We start from the raw sequence: 22,089 nt of genomic DNA, 5'->3' as shown, positions 1-22,089 counted from the left end.
CATGTTGGAGCTTTATGGAACCGAGCTTTCGTCGCGCCTGCTTCTCGGCACCGCTCAATATCCTTCGCCGGCCATCCTTGCCGATGCAGTCAAGGCGTCGGGCACGTCGGTGGTGACCGTCTCGTTGCGGCGTGAGATGGCGGGCGGTAGAGCCGGCGAACAATTCTGGTCGTTGATCCGCTCGCTGGGCGCCAGAATCCTGCCCAATACCGCCGGCTGCCTCTCCGTCAAGGAAGCCGTCACCACCGCGAAAATGGCGCGCGAGGTCTTCGGCACCAACTGGATCAAGCTCGAAGTGATCGGCAATCACGACACGCTACAGCCGGATGTGTTCGGTCTGGTTGAAGCCGCCCGCATCCTGTGCGAGGACGGCTTTGCGGTATTCCCCTATACCACCGACGATCTCGTTGTCGCCGAGCGGCTGCTGGAAACGGGCTGCAAGGTCCTGATGCCGTGGTGCGCACCGATCGGTTCCGCCTTGGGACCGGTCAACATGACGGCGCTGCGCTCGATGCGCGGATATTTCCCTGGCGTCCCGCTGATTGTGGATGCGGGGCTCGGACGGCCGTCGCACGCGGCCACCGTCATGGAACTCGGCTTTGACGCCGTGCTCCTGAACACAGCGGTCGCCAAGGCGGCATATCCGGTCGGCATGGCGCGTGCTTTCGGTAAGGCGGTCGACGCCGGTCGTGAGGCGTTCAGTTCGGGAATGCTCGAACCGCGCGACGTCGCCGTGCCATCGACACCGATGGTCGGCAGGGCCGTTTTTTCATGAAGCTCGATCCCTTTTATCTGATCGTCGACAGCGCTGCCTGGATCGAACGGCTGGTCCCACTCGGAGTCCGGCTTCTGCAACTGCGCATCAAGACCGTGGATGAGGCTGGGTTGCGCGCGGAGATCCGCACCGCGAAGGCCTTGTGTGCTCGATACCAGTGCCAACTCATCGTCAACGACCACTGGCGCCTGGCAATCGAGGAAGGCTGCGACTTCATACATCTCGGCCAGGAGGATTTGCAGACCGCTGACCTCTTGGCGATACGGGCAGCCGGCGTAAGGCTCGGACTGAGCACACATGATCATCAGGAGCTGGAAACGGCGATGGCCGCCGAGCCTGACTACATAGCGCTTGGACCCATCTATCCGACCATCCTGAAGAAGATGAAATGGGCGCCGCAAGGGGTCGAACGGATCAGCGAATGGAAGCGCCAGGTCGCGCCGTTTCAATTGGTCGCCATTGGTGGCCTCAACCCTGAGCGGCTCGACGGTGTCTTTGCGGCTGGCGCGGACAGCGCGGCGGTGGTGACCGACATCACGCTCAACGACGACCCCGAGGCGCGCACGCGAGAATGGATCGAAAAGACGGACCAATGGCGCTGAGGCGAGAACCACATGTGCTTGTCGTCGGTGGATCGGACTCCAGTGGCGGTGCTGGAATTGCACGCGATATCGAGACGATCTCTGCCATTGGCGTGCGCACCTGTCTCGCCGTCACAGCGCTAACGGTGCAAACGCATGACGCCGTGATCGAAATCTATTATTCGCCACCTAGCCTGGTGGCCAATCAGATGTGCGCCGCGCTGCAGGCCAACGACGTGGCCACAATCAAGATCGGCATGCTGGCGACTGCCAAGATCATTGTTGCCGTTGCCGCAGTGCTGCGCAAATTTCCGCATGTCCCCGCAGTACTCGACCCTGTGCTGGCCTCCACCTCAGGCCGCGCACTTCTGCAAGCAGGCGCTATCGCTGCCATGAAGCGCGATCTTATGCCGCTTTGCTGCATTGTCACGCCCAACCTCCCTGAACTGGCGCTCCTTAGTGGCTCCGAACTGGCAGTGGATGAGGACGGAGCGCTCCAACAAGGAAAAAGACTGCTGGCCGCCGGCCCTCAAGCCCTGCTGATCAAGGGTGGGCATGCGTCGGGAACCCGGTCGACCGATATTCTGTTACGCTCCGGGCACGAACCCATCCGCTTCGATGCACCGCGCCTTGCCACATCGATGCGCGGGACAGGTTGCATGCTGGCCAGCGCGATTGCGGCGCATCTGGCGAAGCCGAAGCCGCTCGAAGACAGCGTGCGCGAAGGCAAGCTGTTTGTCTTGGAGAGGCTTCAGAAATGCCGGCTGAATAACCACAGCGTTCTGCGTCCAGCCAAGCAGACCCATTTTCCAGAATTTTTCCCGTAGCGAGACTAGAGAAGGGGCTACTGCTTCTCTATGCCATCCTCACAACGCGTTGAGTTTCTCACTGCCAATTATGCGACTTTCGAGGTGCAAATAGCGAATATCGAGTTCTTAGTGACAGAAACGACCGGAATTGGTTGCGTGGATCACCAGGTCGCTACCGATTGGGTCAGCGACTCAATAGAACGTCACATCTCTGTCCACACTCGAGCTTATTTGCCGCAAACGCGTCGAGCCCCGCGTCAATCGGTCTTATAATAGTATCCGGGGCAGCTCCAAAGCTGTGGCATCGGCTACCCGCCGGCCGTGGCGCTTGCTGTTCGAGCGTCGGACGCCGCCTGCCATTGAACATCTGATGGGCTATTGGGTGGCGGCGACACACTCATCCAGGTGCAACTGGCTTTTTCAACTCGGGAACCAGCAGAAGCCTTCGCTGCGTCGCAACATTTGGATTATGTCGTACAGCCCGATCTTCCAGAGAAAACAAGACCTAACGTTCGAAACCTGTCACGCAACCAACCACCGAATGAAAGATCCAGCGTGCGATCGCAGGGAGGTAAGAATAACCGGTCTGGCTTTCCTATCGCCGGTCCAGGTTAAGACCAACGACGTCGTCACGACATCAACACAGTGCGCGAAGCGCTCGTATTCCTGAATCAGTGGCCAAAAGCGCGTCGGGGACCGGTATTCAGTTGCGCGGTGAGAAGCAGCAACGCAGCGATCGCCGGACAGATGACACCCGAGCAGGCGCGGCAAGCATTGTGGGATTTGCCAGGATTGCCGGCGTGCTGGCCAAATCTGATTTCGTCGTTGGTGGCGACTGATTTAAAGCTGCAGGAAGATCACCGCCGGTAACGCGTTGGCCCGCTGCTCGCCAAGACGGAAAGAACGCCGCCTTGTGAGTTCCAATAATGGGCGATGCGGGAATTGCACATGTCTGTGCCCATCTGTCCGGCCGAAATGCAAATGGCGTCACTGGCGAAGGTCAGCGAACGCGGCACGCAGGGCTGGATTCTTTTGACTTGCGGCAAGCCGACATAGGTGCTGGCTTGATGTCTCGGTCACTGCGACGTGTCATGCCGATTCATTCGTCAGCTACCATGACGATGCGGCGCGTCGCCTGCGATCAGTTGATCGAACCGCGGTGCAATTCGGGACGCTTCGTCGATCCCGACAGTTGCGCAAAGGGAAGCCAAATCAGCGACTAGAGGCAACGTGGCTACGGATTCGAAGGGACCCCGCTGTTGCCGAAGAGGTGACTGGTGGAATGTCAAAGATCACCTCGTGAAAGGCCATTTGGGGCCACCTAATGATAAAGCCGGATGCCGCTATCGGGTCCTGGCACGGGAATGACGGTCCGGCCCTACGGTGGATCGAGTTCGGTTCATGTCGCTTCGCAAGGAGGATGTGTTCCGGCGTCTGCCCGAACCCCTCTTTCTCGCATTCTGCGAGGTTGCGCGATCGGGCCGCTCGGTCTCTGTGCTGATCGCCCCTCCTGTTGCCATCGATCGATTCCGCTTCCGGTGCGCACGCACGTGTCGCGCGTGGCAATCATGCAAGGTCGTGAATCATAGGAGGATGTACATGCTTTTGTCGGATTTCGGCCGCATCGGGTTCGATCCGTTTGTGGAAATGCGGCGCATGCAACAGGAAGTAAACCAGCGTTTGGCCGGGCTGACCGCCAGCGCCGCTCAGGAGTTTCCGCCGATCAATCTTTGGACTGGCGAGGACAGCGTGGCGGTGGCCGCGGAACTGCCGGGGATATCACCTGACGAAATCGGCCTCACGGTGCGCGAGAACATTCTGACATTGAAGGGAACGCGCGAGCCTCGAACGGAGGACGAGAAATCCGTCTGGCACCGCCGTGAGCGCGCCTATGGGACCTTCTCCCGGACAGTGCAATTGCCATTCCGCGTCGACCCGGAACGGGTCGAGGCGCGTTTCGCCAACGGGCTGCTCGAAGTCGAGTTGCACCGGCCGGAGGCGGATCGGCCGAAGAAGATCCAGATCAAGGGATAGAGGGAGGCAAGCATGGCTCAGGAACGCGGATCGGCCGTCGCACCATGCTGCTCAATGCCCGCAAGGTGCTTTACGACCATAGTTCGGCCATCACCATCCTTCTCGCCTTCAATGACATAACGGCCCGTCGTATCATCGAGCGGGAGAAGGAAGAACTGCTCGGTCGCACCGAAGACCTGCTTCGGCAGAAAGACGTCCTGCTGCGCGAGATGGAGCATCGGGTTGCCAACAGCCTGCAGATCATTGCCTCGATCCTGTTGCTGAAGGCACGCTCGGTGACGTCGGAAGAGACGCGCCAGCATCTCAAGGACGCCCATCAGCGCGTTCTGTCCGTGGCCGAGGTGCAACGCCATCTCCACACCTCCGCCGGCGTCGACGAGATCGATGTCGGCTCTTACCTACCGAAATTGTGCAGCAGCCTCGCCTCGTCGATGGTCGGCGAAGCCCAGCCGATCACGGTCACCGTAATGGCCGAAGGCGGCAGGATAGATTCGCAAAGGGCAGTCAGTCTGGGACTAATTGTCACCGAACTCGTGCTCAACGCCATCAAATATGCTTTCCCCAAGAAGAGAACCGGCGCTCGCATCCAGGTGAGCTACGAGACCGCGGGCAGTGACTGGAAACTGACGGTTTCGGACAATGGCGTCGGCAAGATCGCCAACGACGTACCGGCTACCGGACTTGGAACAGCCATCGTCGAAGCACTGGTGAAACAACTGGAGGCCAGGGTGGAGATTATCAGCGATATTGACGGCACCAGCGTGTCGGTCACCCGGGCGACGTTCACCTCGCGCGTGCCGCGAGCGGCGTAAAAACCGTTACTACGATGCTGCCTTCCGGACATCGCCTGATGTCCAGGGGATCTTCTGCCGCCACGGCCTTGTCCCCGGAGCGCAGGACTGCCAGTCGCATCGCATAAGCCGAAACCTCTCAGTCGGTTGAGGGCGCTTCCGATGGCCAAGATCCGCTTTTTTGGCGTTCAGCCGGTGGGACCAAGCTCTGAAGCTGACGCTGCGCAGGTCTTTGCGTGGATGACTCGGTGCGGTCGGTAAACTCGAAGTGGCGGTTGTGTGCGTCAAGTTCTGCAAAATGGGGCGGCCACGATGCTGGTCATGCGGCTTGGCGTAGAGCGAGCTTCTTGTGCTCGCGCAGGTCGTCAATGTTGATGTAGGGCCTCCATCCAGTTTTCGTTGGTTTCGACAGCCGGCGCCCTGACGAGGCGCAGGCAGCTTTCGGCGTTGGGGAAGATGCGCACGACATAGGTGCGCCGGCGGATTTCCTCATTGAGCCGTTCAAGCATGTTGGTGCTCTTGAGATGCTTGTGATGCTGGCGCGGCAGGCAAAAGAAGGTCAGCGTGCGCTCGATGGTCTCCTCCACCGTCGTCCATCTCGGCCTCGAGCACCTCCTGCATCACCGCACGGATCATTTCGTGAAGTCCGTCCGGGTCTGAAAGCAGAATGTCTTTGACGGCAGCGCTGGCGGTCTTACTTTCAATCTTGGTCATGGTGGCGTTCCTTCGCGGGAATCGGCGACATGAACAATCACCAGATCCCATGGCGACGGATGGATAGCGGCGCGTGCTCTGGCAGAGTGACGCTGCTAACAAACACCCCGCGGAGGAACACCATGCATGTAGTGGCCGACCGATCCGAAACTCTGACTGCTATCCGGACTGGTCTGGGCGCAATCTTCGTATCGCTGGAGCTCAGCCGTTCAACCTGGCTGATCTCGTCGTTGTCGCCAGGTGGCGGCGAGAAGTTGTCGAAACACAGTGTCCCCAGTGGTGATTTATCCGCCTTGTTCCGTCGCTTCGATAGCGTGCGAGAGAAGGCAAGAGCACGCATGGGGCCAGACTTCCCCGTCGTCGCTATCCAGGAAGCCGGGCTCGATGGCTCCTGGATCCATCGGGTTCTGAGCAAGGCGGGGATCGAGAGCTACGTCGTTGATCCCGCTTCTATCGCAGTGTCTCGTCGCAGTCGCCGAGCCAAAACCGATAAGATCGATGGTGAAACGCTCGTCTCTCCTTGCCTTCAAGCGAGGCGAACCGCGCATATGTGCAATGGTCAAAGAGCCAACACCGGAGCAGGAGGATCGCCGGCGTATCTGTCGTGAACGCAAGGTACTGACGACCGAACGGGTATATAAAACGCCGCTCACTCAGAATGGTCTCGTCGCCCGAGCCCAGCGGCCGTAGGCGGGATGTTGGTGCAGCCGTGAAGAGCAGCGACCGAATGTGAGGTTGATCTGCTCGGTTACGAGCAGAGTCCTGCAAGTCGGGTTCAACCTGGATCCCATAATCGATATGACAAGCTAATCCCACTTTGACCGGCGCTCAGCACACCTAATTTCGAGCCGCGCCGACCTACACACCCGCTATCGACATGATCCGAGTGGCGGCCTGAACTAGGCCGGCAAACTCATGTTCGTTGGCACTGTTTTTCGCTTGCATCCCGGTTAGGCGGGGACAGACGCCCTACTGCGACGCCTGCCCGGCTTGTCCGTGTCTCGCTCGCCTGACGTTTCGGGTTCGGTCTCAATGATCTCGCCCGCCACCACGGCGCGGGTCCGCTCCAGCATCGCGGGGATGTCCCGCGCGGGCAGCGGGCGGCTGAGCAGGAAGCCCTGCGCCTCGGTGCAGCCTTCTCTTCGGACCCGTTCCAGCTGCTCCACGGTCTCGACGCCCTCGGCGGTGGTCTGCATCCCGAGGCTGTTGCCGAGGCTCGTGACCGCTCGAATGATGGCGACGGAACTGTCGATATCTCCGGCGTCCGTGATGAAGGATTGATCGATCTTGATCTTGTCGAATGGGAACGAGCGCAGATAGCTCAAGCTCGAATATCCGGTTCCGAAGTCGTCCATCGCGATATGAACGCCGAGCATGTGGATATGTTGCAGCATCGAGAGAGTCGCCTGGCTGTTGGCCAGCAGCACTGTCTCGGTGATCTCAAGCTCAAGCCGGCTGGGGGGCAGTCCCGAGATATCCAATGCCTCGACGATGGTGGAGAGCAAGCGCGCGTTGCGAAATTGCGCCGGGCACAGATTGACGGCGACCTTGATGCTACCGGGCCAGCTTGCCGCGTCGAGACAGGCTTGCTTGATAACCCATTCACCGATCGGGACGATGAGGCCGATGTCCTCGGCCAGCGGGATGAATTCTCCCGGGGATACGATGCCGCGCGTCGGGTGATGCCAGCGCAGCAGCGCCTCGAAGCAGCTGACCTCGCCGCGGTCGAGATTGAGGAGCGGTTGGTAGTAGATTTCGAACTGCTGCCGCACCACCGCTTCGCGCAGGTCGAGTTCGAGAAACCGCCGCGCCTGCATGCGCGCATCCATTTCCGGTTCGAAGAACCTGTAGGTTCCGCGGCCTTCCGCCTTCGCCCGGTAGAGCGCCATGTCGCCGGTCTTGAGAAGTTGGTCGGCGTCAATGCCATCGTCCGGCGCGATCGAGATGCCGATGCTGGCGCTGATCATAACCCCGTGGCCATCGACGACATAAGGTGCGCTCAGCCCATCAATGACCCGTTGGGCAAGAGCTGTCGCCTCGACCGGCTGATCAACCGCGGTTTGAATGATCACGAACTCATCGCCGCCGAGCCTTGCCACGGTGTCGCCTTCACGGGCCACCTGTTTCAGTCTGGCGGCGACCTCCTTCAGCAAGGCGTCGCCAACCGGGTGCCCCAGCGTGTCGTTGACCATCTTGAAATGATCGAGATCGAGGCAGTGGAAAGCAATCTTGCTACCATCACGCCGCATCTCGACCAAAGCCTCCTCGGCGCGTTCGCGGAACAATATGCGATTTGGAAGCTCGGTAAGTCCGTCGTGGCGCGCCATGTATGAAATCTTGGCTTCGCTCCGCCGCAAGTCGGTCACGTCATGGTGAGTGGCAAGCCACCCGCCGCCCGGCAGTGGCTGATGGATGAGGTCGATGGTGCGTCCGTCCCTGAGTTCCACCAGGCTCACCGTCCGCTCTGCGCGATCGATGGTCTCCGTCAGCTGCTGCACATACTTTTCCGGGTCATGGCCGGCATAGAGGCCCGCCGCGATCCGGAACCGCATCAAATCGATCCACGGCGTGCCGGGACGAGTCAGGGGCTCCGGCACATGGTAGAGATCGGCGTAGCTTTGGTTGCACAGAACCAGCCGCCTCTCCGCATCGAACATGCAAAGCCCTACGGGCATATTGGCGGCGGCCGCGGCCAATTGCTGCCGCTCCAGCTCGGCTTCTCGGGCCAAGGCATCGCTGCGCTCCAGGCTGGCCCGGTAGCCGGCAAAGGCCGAGAACAGCACTCCAACCTCGTCCTGCCGATCCCTTTTCAGCGCAATGAGACTCGAACGGCGCTCGCCCTGCGCCAAGCAACGCATCGCCTCGGTCACGGCGAGGATCGGCTTGCTGACATTGTGGCGTATCCAGGCGACAAGCCCACCAAGACACCCGGCGGCAAAAAGAACTGCCAGCCAAGTCAATCTTTGCGCAACGGTGTAGGTCCTGTCCGCCATCACCGCCGCGGCCGTGCTGCGCTCGTTGGTGAGGGCCAGCAGGTCGTCCAATCGCTGCGTGGCGGCGGCAACGGTCGGGAGCGATACCGTCTCGAACTCCTTGACAGCCATTGTTCGCCCTCCTGTTTCGAGGAGCGGGAAAATCGATGTCAGGGAATCTTCGTAGGCCGTCCATAGGTTGACGAACTGGTCGAACAGCTGCTGCTCGGCCAGCGATCCGGCACTCCGGCGATAGGCGCGCCGACCTTGCAGTATTTCGTCGCTTTCCCTCGCCATCTCCTTCTCAATGCCGGCTATCTGCGCAGCCTCGGCAGTGCGCACGCGCAACGTCGCATAGAGCTGGTGTTCCGCGAGGTTGCGCTTCATCTCGCCGACGATCTGGACCTGGGGCAACCAAACGCTGGTGATCTCGCTCGTGACCTTGTTGAGTGATCGCAGTTGCGCGACCCCAAATACTCCCACGGCCACGACGCACAGCAGCGCCAGCCCAAAGCCCAACGAGAGCTTGGTCCCGACGCTAATGTCCTTTAGCCCTCTCATCTAGAAAACTGCAAACGCAAGACCAGTCCTCGTCAAATAGCATCGAGCTTTAGCGAATAGTAAAAGTATTCCTAGTGTCGCGTCTAAGGTATTAATGCTGGCTTAAGACTGCGTAATCCCCTAGAGGATCGACCAAACCACGTTGTAAAAGGCCGGCGGATGAAGCTCACCGATTTCCATATGATCCGATGACGGGCCTACAATGAGATCGAGGTGCTCGCACCTAGTCTTGGAAGCCGCTTGCAGCTTCTTTCACCGCACCGTGGGATCGGCCTTCGATCCCCTTCGAATGTAGCGAGGCCAGCCCATATTATGCACGACGATGGGGCTTTGAGGCTGGCAGTCGAATCTATGATCGGCAGTGTTCATCAGCCGAGGAAGGAGCGCCGCGGCGCGCGCCGAGGCGGTGCGCGAACTCGAGCGTGATCGCCGAGATCGAGGCGAAGGAGCCGCTCGAAGCGCTCGACACCTTCATGGCGCAGAACGCATCGATGATCCAGGCCCAGCATGCAGCCTCCAGCTTCGATGTCCATCGGGTCCTTCAGGCCATGGACCACGAGCCGAGACCGCCGCAAGGCGATGCCGGACTGATGCGGCTGCCGGTGGTCGACATGCAAGGCCGGCCGCTGGCCAGCGAAGCCGAGTTGCGCTATTCCATTTTCCACCGCTTGACCTCGGGCGCGGTGAAGGTGGTGGCGGTGCAGCTAAAGGGAACTCCGACTGGAGCCATGCTGACACGCACGTTCACCGTGGAGGGCGTGCCCTACCGCATGGACCTGTTCGGCGGCAGCAAACTGAAGCCGCCGCAAAAGAGCCTGAACCAGCTTGCCTCTCACCTGCCTTTCACGGCCGCAGAGGCCCCAAGCGGCAAGCTTTTGGCGATCCCCTATGCCGAGACGGCTCCGGGTACGGCCTTTGAGCAGCTGTCGCGGGCCTGGGCGCCGTTCAAGGAAGCCTATTACTATACCCAGCGCCGCGGATTTGCCGCGCCGCCGGGCATCCCCGACATTGGCCCCCATGATTATGCGCTGGAAGGGTGCTTCAAGCTGTCCCTTCTGCCCGACCATCCCGCAGGCGCAGTGCATCCCTTCCGGTTCGAGGGGCGAGACGGCGAGATCGCCTTGCGGCCGCATGACGGCTGCGGCTTCATTAGGGCCTCACTGGCCGAGCGCATGCCGTCCATTGCCCGGGCTCGCCACGACGCTCCCGAGCGGATGCCTGCCTATGCCGATAAAAGGCAATCGGCGGTACCGCCCTCGGCGCTGCAACATTATCCGCGTAGCGTCGAGGTAGCACAGGAGACCCGCGAGAAGGCTCAGGCTTGGCTCGAAACCCATCAAAGCCTCACCGCCGAGGAGCTGTTCCGGACGGTCACGGGCGGGCATATCGAGGGTTCGAGCGCTATCGCCGTGCCGTCCAGCGACGAATGCCTGCATGTGCCGACGGGCAAGAGCAAGACCTTGACCCGTGACGCTGGCGTGCTTGTCGGACGCTCCCCCTATGACAAGCCCAACCTGCGCCCGTTCGCCGCCGACCGGGTCAGGTCGGCGCGCGATGGCGACCGGACCGCGGCGTTCCTGGATCGGTGCGTGGCCTTCCAATATAGCTTCAACTTCGCGCACAGGTCGGGGGCTGGGCTTGCCGCCGACGATCCGACCTTCTTTGCCAAAGGCATCTTGATCGTTGTGCCCGACGAAATGTGGCCGGCGGACTTCGCCGAGCGCGGGGTCGTGATGTCTGCCGAGGACGTAAAGTGCCATTCGTACTGGCTGGAGGAAAAGGACCGGGTCAAGGCCGACACCGCGCTCGAGTGCGTCGGCATCCTGCAGGCGACGGAGGTGTTCGCGCCCGGCTCTTTGGTTGCGGTTCCAAGCGTCGAACAAAAAATGCTCGACGGCGATTTTGATGGCGACACCGTCGTCATCATTGGCGACCAGCCTCGCCTTTACGAGCATGTGCGCCAGTTCGACGCGCAGCTGCAGGCGCGCGGCATCGCCTCGATGAAGCCGCCGAAGTCGCACACGCCGGCCATTGAGAAAAGCGGCTACCAGTTCACCCGGTCCAAGCAGATCCTGTCGGCCACCGGGCTGGTGCTGGAGACCTACAGCTGCCTGCAGCGCAACGTGCTGGCGCAGCCGCTGGAGGCGCAACGCTGGTTTGCCGAGCGTGCCATCTTCGGCACCTACGAGGGCATTCATAATGAGCTCAAGGCCGACATCCGCGCACTGTTGCAGGAAGATCGGCCGGATGGCCAGGCCCTCCATGAGCTCATCGCCAGGGCGAGGGAAGACAGCAAGGCCGCCAGGCATCCGGTGGCCTGCGAACTGGCCGCGTTGTTAGTGGCCGAGCTCCAGGACTGGAACCTGCAGCTCAATAGCGAGCCGGCTCATGAGCAGTCGGAAGTCAAGCTGCATGAAAGCGCCATCAATCTGTTGAGCGTCGGCATCAAGGTCGGCACTGACGCCTACAAGTCCGATACCGGTGCGCGGGTGTTCATGCAAAAAACCACCGAATTGCAGCGGCTCTTGGAGCAGAGGCCGGGCTTCAAGTCGGCGCCATATGTCAAGGCGCAGGCGGCAAAGCTCCACCAGGGCCGGTTCGACGTCGATGGCAGCCTGGCGGATCTGAAGGACAACCCCACGCTGGCGGCATCGGTCATGGAGGCCTCGATCAGACTCGCCGTCGAAAAGCGCATTCTGCTCAGCGCCTTAGCAATCTCGGCCGAAGACGACCGCGCCAGCACGATAACGCTGAGCAGCGAACAGGCCCTTGAGCGGGCCAGGCTCGAAGCCGCCCCCGCCGAAGCGCAAGAAAGCGCGATTACCAAAAATTGTGCATGCGGTTGCCGAGCTTTTGCGGCAGGACGGCATCGAGGTGAAGGTGCCGCATCTTGACCAACGGTCGGGCGGGCAGGTCTGGATAGCCGACGAGTTGACCGGCCAGAGCGTGAGCACGGCGCCGGAGGCCCAACTGGTCACCAATGCCGTGCGCCATGTCTTCGAGATCCCGGACGAGGCTTTTACGCGCGCCTTCAGGAAGGCGGCACTGGCCTTCGAGGAGCGGGACTGCAGCGAGGTCGAGACCACCAACTGGGTCATCAGGATGGACAGGCCGCGGTTACGCGGCGTTCACACGACGTTCAGAACCGCGCAGAACTATCGCTTCGAGGTCGAGTTCCCTACGCCGGCCAGTTATCGGGCCGAGCTCGCGCACCGCGCGCAGAGCTCACAGCTAGTCCCCATTCCCCGTGGTGCCTGGGAGATATTACACTGGGACTCGTCAGGAGAAAGCAGGTCGAGGGCGGCAGGGACCTCCAGGTCGCCCATCGTCGCAAGACAACAGATTGCGGTCGCTCGCTCGCCGCAAGCCGGCGAGATCCTCGCGGCCCTCGGTACGCGGCCGGTCGTGCTCGTCGGCATGCCGGCGAGCGGCAAGTCGACCATCGGCGCCCAGCTTGCCAAGGAGTTGGGGGTGGAGTTTGTCGACATCGATAAGCATATCGTCGCCGATCACGGCAATCTGATGGAGATGTTCGCCGACCCTGGCCGTGGCGAGGCGCACTTCAGGGACCTGGAGACCAAAGAGCTCGCCAAGCAGCTGGAGAGAGGCCCCATCGTCATCGCAACCGGCGGCGGCTGCTTTGGCAAGGAGTCCAATCAAGCCCTGATTCTTAATAAGGCGAGGTCGATCTGGCTCGACACCCGAGCTGAAAGAGCTCCGCAGGCGCCTCGAGAGGGACACCAGCCGGCCGCTGCTGCAAGGCGCCGACATCGAGCAGAAGGTTGACCAGCTGTACGAAGAGCGCAGTCCGTTCTACCAAAAGGCCGATATCAGGTTGCCCCTCGTCCCGCCCTTTCAAAAAGACAAGAAGGACGCCCGCATTTGCGTGAAGGAACTCTACGCTTTCCTGTGCAGCGACAGAGAAGCCGCTCTGCCCGCTGCCGAGATATCACATGTCTCCGGTGCTTCCGGCACCGCCATCAGCATGTCCCCAACAGCTCAGCGCATGCACGATGATCATCACAACGGCTACGATTGCGGGGGCGGCGTCGTGGAAACCATCCAGGCGCCGGCGGCACTATTGAGTGAAAGGGAACGGCCGCCGCTCCTCGACACCCTCACCGCCGACCCGCAGCCTTTGCTGGCCGGCAATAACGCACGAGCGAATTTAGCGTCTTCCACGAGAAGCAGGGAACGCTCAAGTCGAGGACGATAGCTTAGGCGTCGCAGGTTTGGTGCAGGGTGCGGGTTCGCACCGAATGCTAATAAAAGTGGGAAACGCATGCATAAGTCGTGAGAAGCCTGATGGCCGAGTTGATCCGGCCTGGATGACACAAACGTACAAAGACGAACCGCCGGTGCCGGGTCGCGCGCCAAATCCTGGTGATCGACCGGAAAGGATCAGCTCCGAGTCTAAACGGCATCGTCAACTTAATGAAGCGCGGATACTATGACAGAGTGACCCAATCCACCGCCGCGCCATTGCGTCGGTTTCGACAGATAAGATGGATTGGGCAGGCGAGCTCAAAAGAGCGATTGTAAATCGCAGTTGTAGCAGTGTAACAAACTGCGTAACAAAAAGCGCGAAAAGATTAGCATTTTCAGCAGGATAGGCGTGAAACCGAATCCCTCCCTCTCCGCCACAACATCAATAACAACCGTCGCATGCCCACAAAAAGTCCGGAAGCCGAGGCCGCCGGGCTAATTCGTTTCGCTTGCAGAATGATATTACTTCGCTTAACCGGATTTTGATTAACCAGTTGTGGTACGCGAGATCACTGCTAAAACCGTCTTGACCGCCCCCGTCCGGGTTCGATGACGCCATATCGAGGGGATTCACAGAGTCCCGGTTTCGATCTATGTTGCTCGGCATGGAACGCACTTTCGACATTCCTGCTGTCCTGAGAGCCCCGCCAGCGTGTTTGCGCGAGCGCTACGGCGCCTTTGTCATCCGCATTGCCGAAAGCCTCGCCACGGGCCTTGCGATCGGCGTGGGCTTCGCCATCGTGCGCGCCTTGGCGGGTTAGAAAGTGGTGCGGGTATTGCCGGTCTTACCGGTGTACACCCCAGAAGATTATCCACTTATCCGGCAACTTCCTGGTGCCGATGATATGCCCCCGACTTGGGAAGAGTGGCACGCGAATTTCGATGCGACGCATATGGAGAGCTTGGAGGGGCTAAGCTACGCTACCATGCGCATCAAGCCCGACTTGTTCAAAGTTTGGTTGGGCACCAATTCGCAGGTCGCTTCGGAAGACTCCAGACAACTCTACGCCCAAGAGTTGCTTGATGCGTGCAAGGCGAAATCTGAAACTCGCCAAGAGGACGAACGTGCCCGACGGTTGATCGCTCGCATGGCGAACGAACCGCTCCCCAGTGACCCCCTGATGTATAAATTGGTTGAGGTCGGTGCGCTGTTCGTGATCGTGATGGCGATCGTTTCAGCCGCCTTGATCATACTGGCGAGGCGCTGACGTGGTCGCGCTAAGGATACCTCCTATTTCATTCATTCGGATAACTTCGCTTCTATTGGAGGAAGGCGCATGATCATCCTGGCCAGCGGGATGCCGTGCCCCCTACCAGTCTCTCGCCGGTTAGGCTCGGCGCCATCAGGCAACTCTTGCAAGGACGCCGAGCCGCTGCATCGCTATCGGGCCGGCGCTGCTCTGGTGGACGAGGCCACGTAGCCGTTCGCGCCTTCATAACCCCTGCCGGACTAACCTGAGCATCTAATTTAGCCGATGCCTGCGCTCGCGCCTTGATTACGCGATGCTGAGTTGGCGCAATAATGAGGGGCGGGTTTTGCGTAGATTCCGACACGTCGCTGCGGCGGCGCATGATCACTAACCTATTGGCGTCGCCGCCTTGGCAATCCTCATCCCGCTCTACATCATCCTCAAATGACAATCCCATAGAAACGCCTCAGATCCCGTCTGCCGAAGACGCATGTCGTCGTCTGGGAGAAGAGAGCGGGTGGGTAAGTTCGATCCGCAAACAATCGGTACACCGTCGGAAGTATGGCGGTGGCCGTCGTTTCGGCGGAGGCGGGGTAGCCTAACAGCAGCTGAAGGCAGTCCCATCGCCAAGCCTGATCCTCAGCCTGCCCCGTCGGGCCGATGCGCCGCGATCGCGGCCAGAAAAACCGCCCCAAACTCCTTGAGCTTCGCCCCTCCGACGCCATTCACCTCGGCGAAGGCGTCGAGGTCGCGCGGGCGGCGGGCGGCCATGTCGATCAGCGTGCGGTCGGAAAACACCACATAGGCGGGCACCTGGCGCCCCTTGGCGAGCCGCAGCCGCAGCGCCTTGAGCGCCGCCAGCAGCGAGGCATCCACGCCTTCGTCGTCGGCGGCGGAGCCTTCCCCGGAACGCTTCCTGCCGCGCGCGAGAGGGTCCCGCGTCTCGACGCGATACCGGAATTCAATCTCGCCGCGGCCGAGCGCGCGGCCGCTTTCGGAGATGGCGAGACCGCCATGGCCCTCGGGATCCGGCATCAGGAACCCGCCGGCCACCAGTTGCCGGACCAGCGACAGCCACACTGTCTTCTTGTGCGCGGCGCCGGTGCCAAAACTGCTCAGCGCCTGATGGCCCCGCGCCAGCACCTTCTCGGTCTCGTGGCCAAGCAGGATGTCGATGACATGGGCCGCACCGAAGCGCTCGCCGGTCTGCTCGACCGCCGCGAGGATTTTCCGCGCCTCGGCACTGCCGTCGGCGCGCGGCGCCTGATCGAGGCAATTGTCGCAATTGCCGCAGGCTTGAGCCTCTTCGCCGAAATAGCCGAGCAGCACCTGGCGGCGGCACTGCGCCGTCTCGCAATAACCGATCAGCGTGTCGAGCCGGCGATGCGACCGTCTCTTGTGATCTGGTGAGGCGTCCTCGTCGTCGATGAACAGCCGCCGCATGCGGATGTCGCCAAGACCGTAGAGCATATGCGCCTCGGCCTTGCGCCCGTCACGGCCGGCACGACCGATTTCCTGGTAATAGGCTTCCAGGCTGCCCGGCATATCGGTGTGGAAGACATAGGCGACATCGGGCTTGTCGATGCCCATGCCGAAGGCGATGGTCGCCACCATGACGACGCCGGAGAGCGTCATGAAGGCGTTTTGGTTCGCCTCACGCGCGTCCTTGCTCATGCCGGCGTGATAGGCAAGCGCTCTGACGCCGTTCTTCTCCAGGAAGGCCGCCATCTCCTCTGTCTTCTTGCGCGACAGGCAGTAGATGATGCCGCTCTTGCCCGCATGGCGCTCGATGAACCGCAGCAATTGCCGCTTGCTGTCCTGCTTGGATTCGATGGCCAGCTTGATGTTGGGCCGGTCGAAACCCAGCACCAGCGTCTCGACCCGCTCGGCGAACAGCCGGGTGGCGATGTCGGTGCGCGTGCTCTCGTCGGCCGTCGCCGTCACCGCGATGATCGGCACATTGGCAAAGATGCCGCGCAACCGAGATAGATCTTCATATTCGGGCCGGAATGCCGGACCCCATTGCGAGATGCAATGCGCCTCGTCGATGGCGATCAGGCTGACGTCGAGCCTGGAGAGCGCCTCGAGCATGCGCTCGGTCATCAGCCGCTCCGGCGCCAGATAGAGCAGCCGCGTCTGGCCCGAAGCGACGCGACGCCAGGCCGCGACATTGGCCTCGCGGTCAAGCGAGGAATTGATCGTATCGGCCGCTACCCCGGCAAGCCGCAGCGCCGCGACCTGATCCTGCATCAGCGCCACCAGCGGCGAGACGACGAGGGTGAGCCCGCCCAGCACCAGCGCCGGAACCTGGTAGCAGAGCGATTTTCCGGCCCCCGTCGGCATAACGGCCAGCACATGGCGCCCGCCGAGCAGCGCGTCCATGACCTCGGCCTGGCCGGGGCGGAAATCGTCGAAGCCGAACACGTCCTTCAGGACGTGCCGCTTGGGGTCCCTGGCCAGAATGCCGGTTGCCTCCGTCATTCAGCCAATTCCGTCGTCAATATGCCGGCCGAATTGTCATAGCCGAACTCCCGGCAGAAGCCGTCCACGCGATCGAGAAACGACGGCGGCAGGCCGCGCAGATAGGTCCTGAACGCTTCATTGCGCTCCCATTTTCTCAGCGAGGTGGACCTGATGGGATTGTTTGCATCGCGGCTGAAGAGCGTAGCCGGCGCCAGGCCGAAGGATCGGGCAATCCTAGCCTGCACGATGTCCGATTCGGCGATCACGTCCTCATAGCGCAAATGGGAGATGACTCTCTCCGGCTGGGCCTGTCGCAGCCGTATCAAACCATCATACTCCGCCTCCCAACGCTCCATGGTTACGTGAAAAGGCCGCAGATCGACGGTCTCCGGATGAGAGCTGGTCAGCACGTCGAAAGGATGCCGTACGCAATAGATCAGGCCGACCGAGGCGGGCAAATCTTCAAGATCCCTATAGCTCACGAAAGTGCGTTTTACGACCAGGTTGGCTTGGTAGCGATCCAGTTCGATCAGTGTCTGGTACGGCGCTTCGCTGGTATGGACATAGATATCCTCAAAACAGCCCATCAGATTGAGGCTGAGCGTGGTGCCGCTGCGCGCGCAGCCGGCGATGAAAATTCTATTTCGGGATCTCATTGCCGAAGGCAGCATTGGCGCCTTCTGTCGAAGGTGCCAGAAAAGCCGCCTTGCGCGGCGGCGTAACGCCGCGATCGGCCTCCGGGCCGCCGCAGCTTGCACCTCGGAAAAGCCAAGCTCGGCCAGGGCGATTCCGCTTTCTCCGGCGACCGCATAGAGCAGCCAGGTCTGATTATCCTGTTCAAAAATGGCCGGATCGCGTAGCGCGTTTTCGCTGTCCTGGGCTGGGCCGGTCCGACTGGGGCGGATCGGCAAGCCGGCCCCTTCGAACTCCGTCAGCGGCCGCAACACTTCGCTGTCGCCCCGCACGGTCCAGTCCCGCCAATCCTCGGCGAGATCGATTGTGCCGTAAAGGATCCGTTCCGGCGCGTCGCCCCGACGCGTGTAATAGACCCGTAGCCAGCGGCCGGATTTCTGCAGCGCGACATGCCGTGGGGCGAGGTCGTGCCGCATGGCAGGCAGCACGACCGGACCCCGTTGAAAATCCGAAATGCCGTTTGTCGATCGATAGACGGTGATCGCTCCCGTCCCAAGCAAACCGTACCACCAGCCATCGTGACGGAAGATGCGCGCGTAGGACGGCCCGAGCGGCTCGGAAAGCGGAGTGAAACGAAGCCCGTCGACGGATGTCGCGGCGAAGGTAATCTGGCCTTCACCGGATTTTGCCGGGCCGTGAAAATACATCACGAAATGGCGAAGCTTCTGGTCGATGTGAACATCGGGCGAGGCGATGTGCCCGACGATGAATGGACATTGATCAAGAGACAGCACACCGCCGGGGTGGATGCGCCAAGGCCCATGCAGCGAATCGGAGTAGGCGAGGCGGATATAGGCCCCCGTGTGGTCCGCGAAGTAGAGATAGTAGGCACCAAGCCGGCCGGGCACCCGGTCAGGCATGCTGATCAGCGACGGCCCGTTGATGTTGGCCCCGTCATTGCCGGGCAGCATGTCCGGCGTAATGATGGGTCCGTGTCGCATGGCCGTGACACGAATTTGCGGAATCATGCGCCACGCGCCCTTGTCGGAGATTTCAGCTTGCCGCATTCGATACAACGGCATGGATGCAAACGGAAGGTCAACCAGCCATGTCAGCCTCGCCTCTCCTTGCGGCATGTGCTCCTGACTGGATTCAGGCTGGCCCTGATGTAAGCTGGGCAGGAGCAAGGGAGGGCGCGATGCTGCAGGCAAGACAGGATGTCCTCGGCGAGCGGTTCCGGATGCAGCGCGCCGCCATCGAGAAACAGCCCTTTGCGGACCTCGGCCTGAGAAAGGACCGCCTCAGGCGCCTGCTGGCACTGACCGAGCGGCATGAGACCGAAATCTGCGCCACGATCGACGCCGACTTCGGCGGCCGCTCGTCGCACGAGACGCGGCTTGCGGAACTGTTTGTCGTGCGCGCCGGCATTCGCCATGCGCTTGCGCATGTCGGCGGCTGGATGCGGGAGCGTCGTGTCGCCACCACCTTACCCTTCCTGCCGGGCAAAAACCGCCTTCTGCCGCAGCCGCTTGGGGTGGTCGGCATCGTATCGCCCTGGAACTACCCCTTCCAACTCGCCGTCGCGCCGGTCACGGCAGCGCTCGCCGCCGGCAACCGCGTCCTGGTCAAGCCTTCCGAATTGACGCCTGCTTTCTCCGAACTGCTGGTCAGACTGGCCGGCGAGCATTTCGCCCAGGATGAGCTCAGCGTTATCACCGGCGATGCCGAGATGGGCAAGGCCTTCGTGTCGCTGCCGTTCGACCACCTGCTATTCACCGGTTCGACCCCGGTCGGACGGCAGGTCGCCATCGCCGCCGCCGCCAACCTGACCCCGGTCACGCTCGAACTCGGCGGCAAATCGCCGGCTATCCTCGACCCTTCCTGCGATCTCGAGGCGGCAACAGCCAGCGTCGCCTATGGCAAGCTGCTGAATGCCGGGCAGACCTGCATCGCGCCGGATTATCTGCTGGTGCCCAAGGGCCAGGCAGCCACGGTCGCGGCCAAGCTCGCAATCGCGGTGGCGCGGCTCTACCCCTCGCTGCGCGACAACCCCGACTATACCGCCATCATCAGCGACCGGCATTACCAGCGCCTGCTCGCCATGATCGCGGAAGCCCGCGAGGCCGGCGCCGACGTCACCGAGATCAACCCGGCCGGCGAAGACCTCGGCACCACGGGCCGGAAGCTTTTGCCGACCCTGGTCAGCAACGCCGGGCCGGACCTGCGGCTGATGCGCGAGGAGATTTTTGGCCCGGTGCTGCCGATCGTCGAATACGCCACTGTCGACGACGCCATCGACTATGTGAACCGGGCCGACCGGCCGCTGGCGCTCTACTGGTTCGGCAACGACAGCGGCAACCGCCGGCGCATCCTGCGCGAGACCGTCGCCGGCGGCGTCACCATCAACGACTGCATGCTGCATCTGGTGCAGGAGAACCAGCCCTTCGGCGGTGTCGGCGCCAGCGGCATGGGTGCCTATCACGGCGAATGGGGCTTCCGCAGCTTCAGCAAGGAGAAGCCGGTCTTCATGCAGTCGCGCCTGAGCGCGGGAGCCCTTCTGCGCCCGCCCTATGGCAAGACGTTCGAACGGCTTTTCGGCCTGCTGAGGCGCATCACCTGACCATTGTCGGGGACGGCGAGGCGGGCGACCACGATATCTGTTGGCGCCGCCCCTTTTATGAGGTCTGGCGGCATATTGGCTCTGGATTCGGCCGGGATTTGCTGTCTTCTTGCACGACCTTTCGAAGCTTGTTGCCCTCTCCAACTCGACCCTGACGGATCCGCCTGGTCATGGAATTGCCGGCGCCGCTGCTGATTTTCTACGTCCGCAACGACGCCCTTGGCGACGGGCTGCTGAGGATACCGGCGCTGCGGGCGGCAAGAACGGCTTTTCCGCAAAGCCAGATCGTCTATGGCAGCATGCGCAAATCATCGCTCACGGGCGTGCTGCGCAGACATGCCGCGCCCCTGGTCGATGATTTCAGGACGATTGTGCCGCTTTCGACCATCCTCGCTGAATTTGCGCGGCCGGGCAGGCCAATGACGGTCGTCGATTTCCGCACCGGCGTGCCCGGTCACATCGTGACCAAACTGCGGCTCGCCGCGCGTGGCGTTTCATACGAACCCAACTTCGCCGGCCACCTTCTGTCCTCGCATTGGGGCGCCAGATGGACATTGCGGCCCGAGCACAATGCCTGGCGCTACCACAGGCTCGTCGAACGCCTGGCCGGCCGACACCTGCCATTCGACCACAGGCTCGAGGTTTCGCAGGCTGCCCGCACTCTGGCAGGCAAGATTCGCGGCGCGGACCAGCGCCCGCTCGTCCTGCTCGGCGGCAATTCCAGGGGCAGCAACAAGATCATGAGCGACGGCCAGGTCGCCGCCATCGCCGCCAACTTCATCGAGGCCGGCTACCAGGTGCTGTACCTGGTCACCCCAGGCGGCGGACCGACCCCGCAAAGCCTGGCCGCCAGGGAAAGCCGGCTGGCGACCATCGGGCCGGCCCTTGGGCTCGATGTCGAGGCATTCGGCGACCTCTTGCTGGCGCTCGGCGAAATGGCTGCAGCCTATGTCGGCATGGAAGGCGGCCTGGGCCACCTCTTCGCCACCGTCATGACGCCGACGGTCATTATCAACCACGGGGCCAACATCGAACGGTGGCGGCCGCTGTCAAACAGGGTCGAGGTGGTGACCGCTCCAAGGCGCGGGCGGTCCGCCAATATCTCCGACACGCCGGTCGAGGCGATCCTCGAGGCGACGCACCGCTTGCTGGCCACCAGCCGCCGCGACCACCCGCGGCCCGCGGCGCATTAAGTCTATATTCACCATGATCCGGCAGGTTTCCGGTCCTGCGGTGATGTTTTGAGTACCGCGGCGCCATTGGCGCCCAGGCAACAAACCCGCGCTTCCTTGGAAGTGCGGGTTTTTCATTGGCCGGGAAATCGCCGGCGGCCGGGTCAGGCGAGAAAATCGGCGCGGTGTGGCGTGAAACTGTCGACCAGCCGTCCCGCCTCCAGCGCCCTGACGCCGTGCACCAGGCCGGACGGCACGATGAAGCTGCCGCCGGTCTCCAGGATTGCGGTGCGTCCGTCGATGGTCACTTCGAAACGGCCTTCGGCGACATAGCTTGCCTGGACGTGCGGGTGCGAATGCAGCGCGCCGACGCCACCCTTGTCGAAGCCGAATTCGACCATCATCAGCTCGTCGGTGGAGAGCAGCACGCGCCGGCGATTGCCGTCCGGGGTCGGCGTCCAGGCACCCTCACCGGCTTGCGCGAAAATCTTAGGCTCGGTCATCGCCA

General features: G+C 61.9%; 17 protein-coding genes and 3 pseudogenes. 14 read left to right on the top strand and 6 right to left on the bottom strand.

Annotation, left to right across the window (positions count from 1 at the left end; translation table 11 throughout):
• Position 1 precedes the first annotated feature (1 nt).
• The 6 genes and pseudogenes from EJ077_RS00775 to EJ077_RS00750 all read left to right on the top strand — a co-directional run.
• The gene (locus EJ077_RS00775; protein ID WP_126057619.1) at positions 2-775 is read left to right on the top strand and encodes a thiazole synthase; all 774 of its coding nucleotides are present in this window, start codon (positions 2-4) and stop codon (positions 773-775) included.
• Positions 772-1,377 (top strand): thiamine phosphate synthase, encoded by a 606-nt coding sequence (locus EJ077_RS00770; protein ID WP_126057618.1) that lies wholly within the window; start codon positions 772-774, stop codon positions 1,375-1,377. Before EJ077_RS00775 ends, EJ077_RS00770 begins: the two co-directional genes overlap by 4 nt.
• Positions 1,368-2,183 carry a hydroxymethylpyrimidine/phosphomethylpyrimidine kinase gene (locus EJ077_RS00765; protein WP_126057617.1) on the top strand — a complete coding sequence of 272 codons (816 nt, stop codon included), beginning with the start codon at positions 1,368-1,370 and terminating at the stop codon, positions 2,181-2,183. Before EJ077_RS00770 ends, EJ077_RS00765 begins: the two co-directional genes overlap by 10 nt.
• A 627-nt stretch (positions 2,184-2,810) precedes the next feature.
• Positions 2,811-3,035: a DUF982 domain-containing protein gene (locus EJ077_RS00760; protein ID WP_245454712.1), complete on the top strand. Its 225-nt coding sequence runs from the start codon at positions 2,811-2,813 to the stop codon at positions 3,033-3,035.
• A gap of 531 nt (positions 3,036-3,566) precedes the next feature.
• A complete protein-coding gene (locus EJ077_RS00755) occupies positions 3,567-4,199 on the top strand; it encodes an Hsp20/alpha crystallin family protein (protein ID WP_126057616.1) in 633 nt (210 codons plus the stop codon).
• A gap of 29 nt (positions 4,200-4,228) precedes the next feature.
• Positions 4,229-5,011 (top strand): annotated as a pseudogene (locus EJ077_RS00750) (sensor histidine kinase); the annotation flags it as partial.
• A 298-nt stretch (positions 5,012-5,309) separates the two neighbouring features.
• Here the strand turns inward: EJ077_RS00750 and EJ077_RS00745 are convergent.
• A pseudogene (locus EJ077_RS00745) lies at positions 5,310-5,592 on the bottom strand (transposase); the annotation flags it as partial.
• Positions 5,492-5,704, bottom strand: a complete 213-nt coding sequence (locus tag EJ077_RS00740; protein WP_126057615.1) for a hypothetical protein — start codon at positions 5,702-5,704, stop codon at positions 5,492-5,494. The pseudogene EJ077_RS00745 and the gene EJ077_RS00740, both read right to left, overlap by 101 nt.
• 122 nt (positions 5,705-5,826) lie before the next feature.
• Here EJ077_RS00740 and EJ077_RS00735 point away from each other — a divergent pair.
• Positions 5,827-6,340, top strand: a pseudogene (locus EJ077_RS00735) (IS110 family transposase); the annotation flags it as partial.
• Between the two features lie 314 nt (positions 6,341-6,654).
• Here EJ077_RS00735 and EJ077_RS00730 read toward each other — a convergent pair.
• On the bottom strand, positions 6,655-9,237 hold the full coding sequence (locus EJ077_RS00730; RefSeq protein ID WP_126057614.1) for an EAL domain-containing protein: 2,583 nt from the start codon (positions 9,235-9,237) through the stop codon (positions 6,655-6,657).
• 422 nt (positions 9,238-9,659) lie between these two features.
• Here EJ077_RS00730 and EJ077_RS00725 point away from each other — a divergent pair, with 422 nt between their 5' ends.
• The 5 genes from EJ077_RS00725 to EJ077_RS00715 all read left to right on the top strand — a co-directional run bounded on the left by EJ077_RS00725 (position 9,660) and on the right by EJ077_RS00715 (position 14,711).
• The gene (locus EJ077_RS00725) at positions 9,660-12,131 is read left to right on the top strand and encodes a hypothetical protein (RefSeq protein ID WP_245455307.1); all 2,472 of its coding nucleotides are present in this window, start codon (positions 9,660-9,662) and stop codon (positions 12,129-12,131) included.
• Entirely contained in the window at positions 12,091-13,023 is a 933-nt protein-coding gene (locus EJ077_RS31685; RefSeq protein ID WP_245458599.1) for a shikimate kinase, read from the top strand. Before EJ077_RS00725 ends, EJ077_RS31685 begins: the two co-directional genes overlap by 41 nt.
• On the top strand, positions 12,911-13,453 hold the full coding sequence (locus tag EJ077_RS31680; protein WP_306462658.1) for a shikimate kinase: 543 nt from the start codon (positions 12,911-12,913) through the stop codon (positions 13,451-13,453). The genes EJ077_RS31685 and EJ077_RS31680 overlap by 113 nt, the downstream gene beginning before the upstream one ends.
• A gap of 643 nt (positions 13,454-14,096) precedes the next feature.
• Positions 14,097-14,264 carry a hypothetical protein gene (locus EJ077_RS00720; RefSeq protein ID WP_208699244.1) on the top strand — a complete coding sequence of 56 codons (168 nt, stop codon included), beginning with the start codon at positions 14,097-14,099 and terminating at the stop codon, positions 14,262-14,264.
• 3 nt (positions 14,265-14,267) lie between these two features.
• The gene (locus EJ077_RS00715) at positions 14,268-14,711 is read left to right on the top strand and encodes a hypothetical protein (RefSeq protein ID WP_208699242.1); all 444 of its coding nucleotides are present in this window, start codon (positions 14,268-14,270) and stop codon (positions 14,709-14,711) included.
• Between the two features lie 621 nt (positions 14,712-15,332).
• Here the strand turns inward: EJ077_RS00715 and recQ are convergent.
• Positions 15,333-17,174, bottom strand: a complete 1,842-nt coding sequence (gene recQ, locus EJ077_RS00710; protein ID WP_208699240.1) for a DNA helicase RecQ — start codon at positions 17,172-17,174, stop codon at positions 15,333-15,335.
• A complete protein-coding gene (locus EJ077_RS31675) occupies positions 17,171-18,925 on the bottom strand; it encodes a hypothetical protein (protein WP_245458598.1) in 1,755 nt (584 codons plus the stop codon). Before EJ077_RS31675 ends, recQ begins: the two co-directional genes overlap by 4 nt.
• A 62-nt stretch (positions 18,926-18,987) precedes the next feature.
• On the opposite strand from EJ077_RS31675, the gene EJ077_RS00700 reads away from it, so the two are divergent.
• Both EJ077_RS00700 and EJ077_RS00695 read left to right on the top strand, forming a co-directional pair.
• Positions 18,988-20,409 carry a coniferyl aldehyde dehydrogenase gene (locus EJ077_RS00700; protein ID WP_208699237.1) on the top strand — a complete coding sequence of 474 codons (1,422 nt, stop codon included), beginning with the start codon at positions 18,988-18,990 and terminating at the stop codon, positions 20,407-20,409.
• Between the two features lie 170 nt (positions 20,410-20,579).
• Entirely contained in the window at positions 20,580-21,602 is a 1,023-nt protein-coding gene (locus EJ077_RS00695; RefSeq protein WP_208699236.1) for a glycosyltransferase family 9 protein, read from the top strand.
• 143 nt (positions 21,603-21,745) lie between these two features.
• On the opposite strand, the gene EJ077_RS00690 is transcribed toward EJ077_RS00695, so the two are convergent.
• A complete protein-coding gene (locus EJ077_RS00690; RefSeq protein ID WP_208699234.1) occupies positions 21,746-22,084 on the bottom strand; it encodes a cupin domain-containing protein in 339 nt (112 codons plus the stop codon).
• Positions 22,085-22,089: the final 5 nt, after the last annotated feature.

It is taken from the genome of Mesorhizobium sp. M8A.F.Ca.ET.057.01.1.1 (assembly GCF_003952565.1).
Taxonomy (GTDB): domain Bacteria; phylum Pseudomonadota; class Alphaproteobacteria; order Rhizobiales; family Rhizobiaceae; genus Mesorhizobium.
The sequence above is the reverse complement of the archived record's forward strand: the minus strand, read 5'-3'. Positions and strand labels throughout refer to the sequence as shown.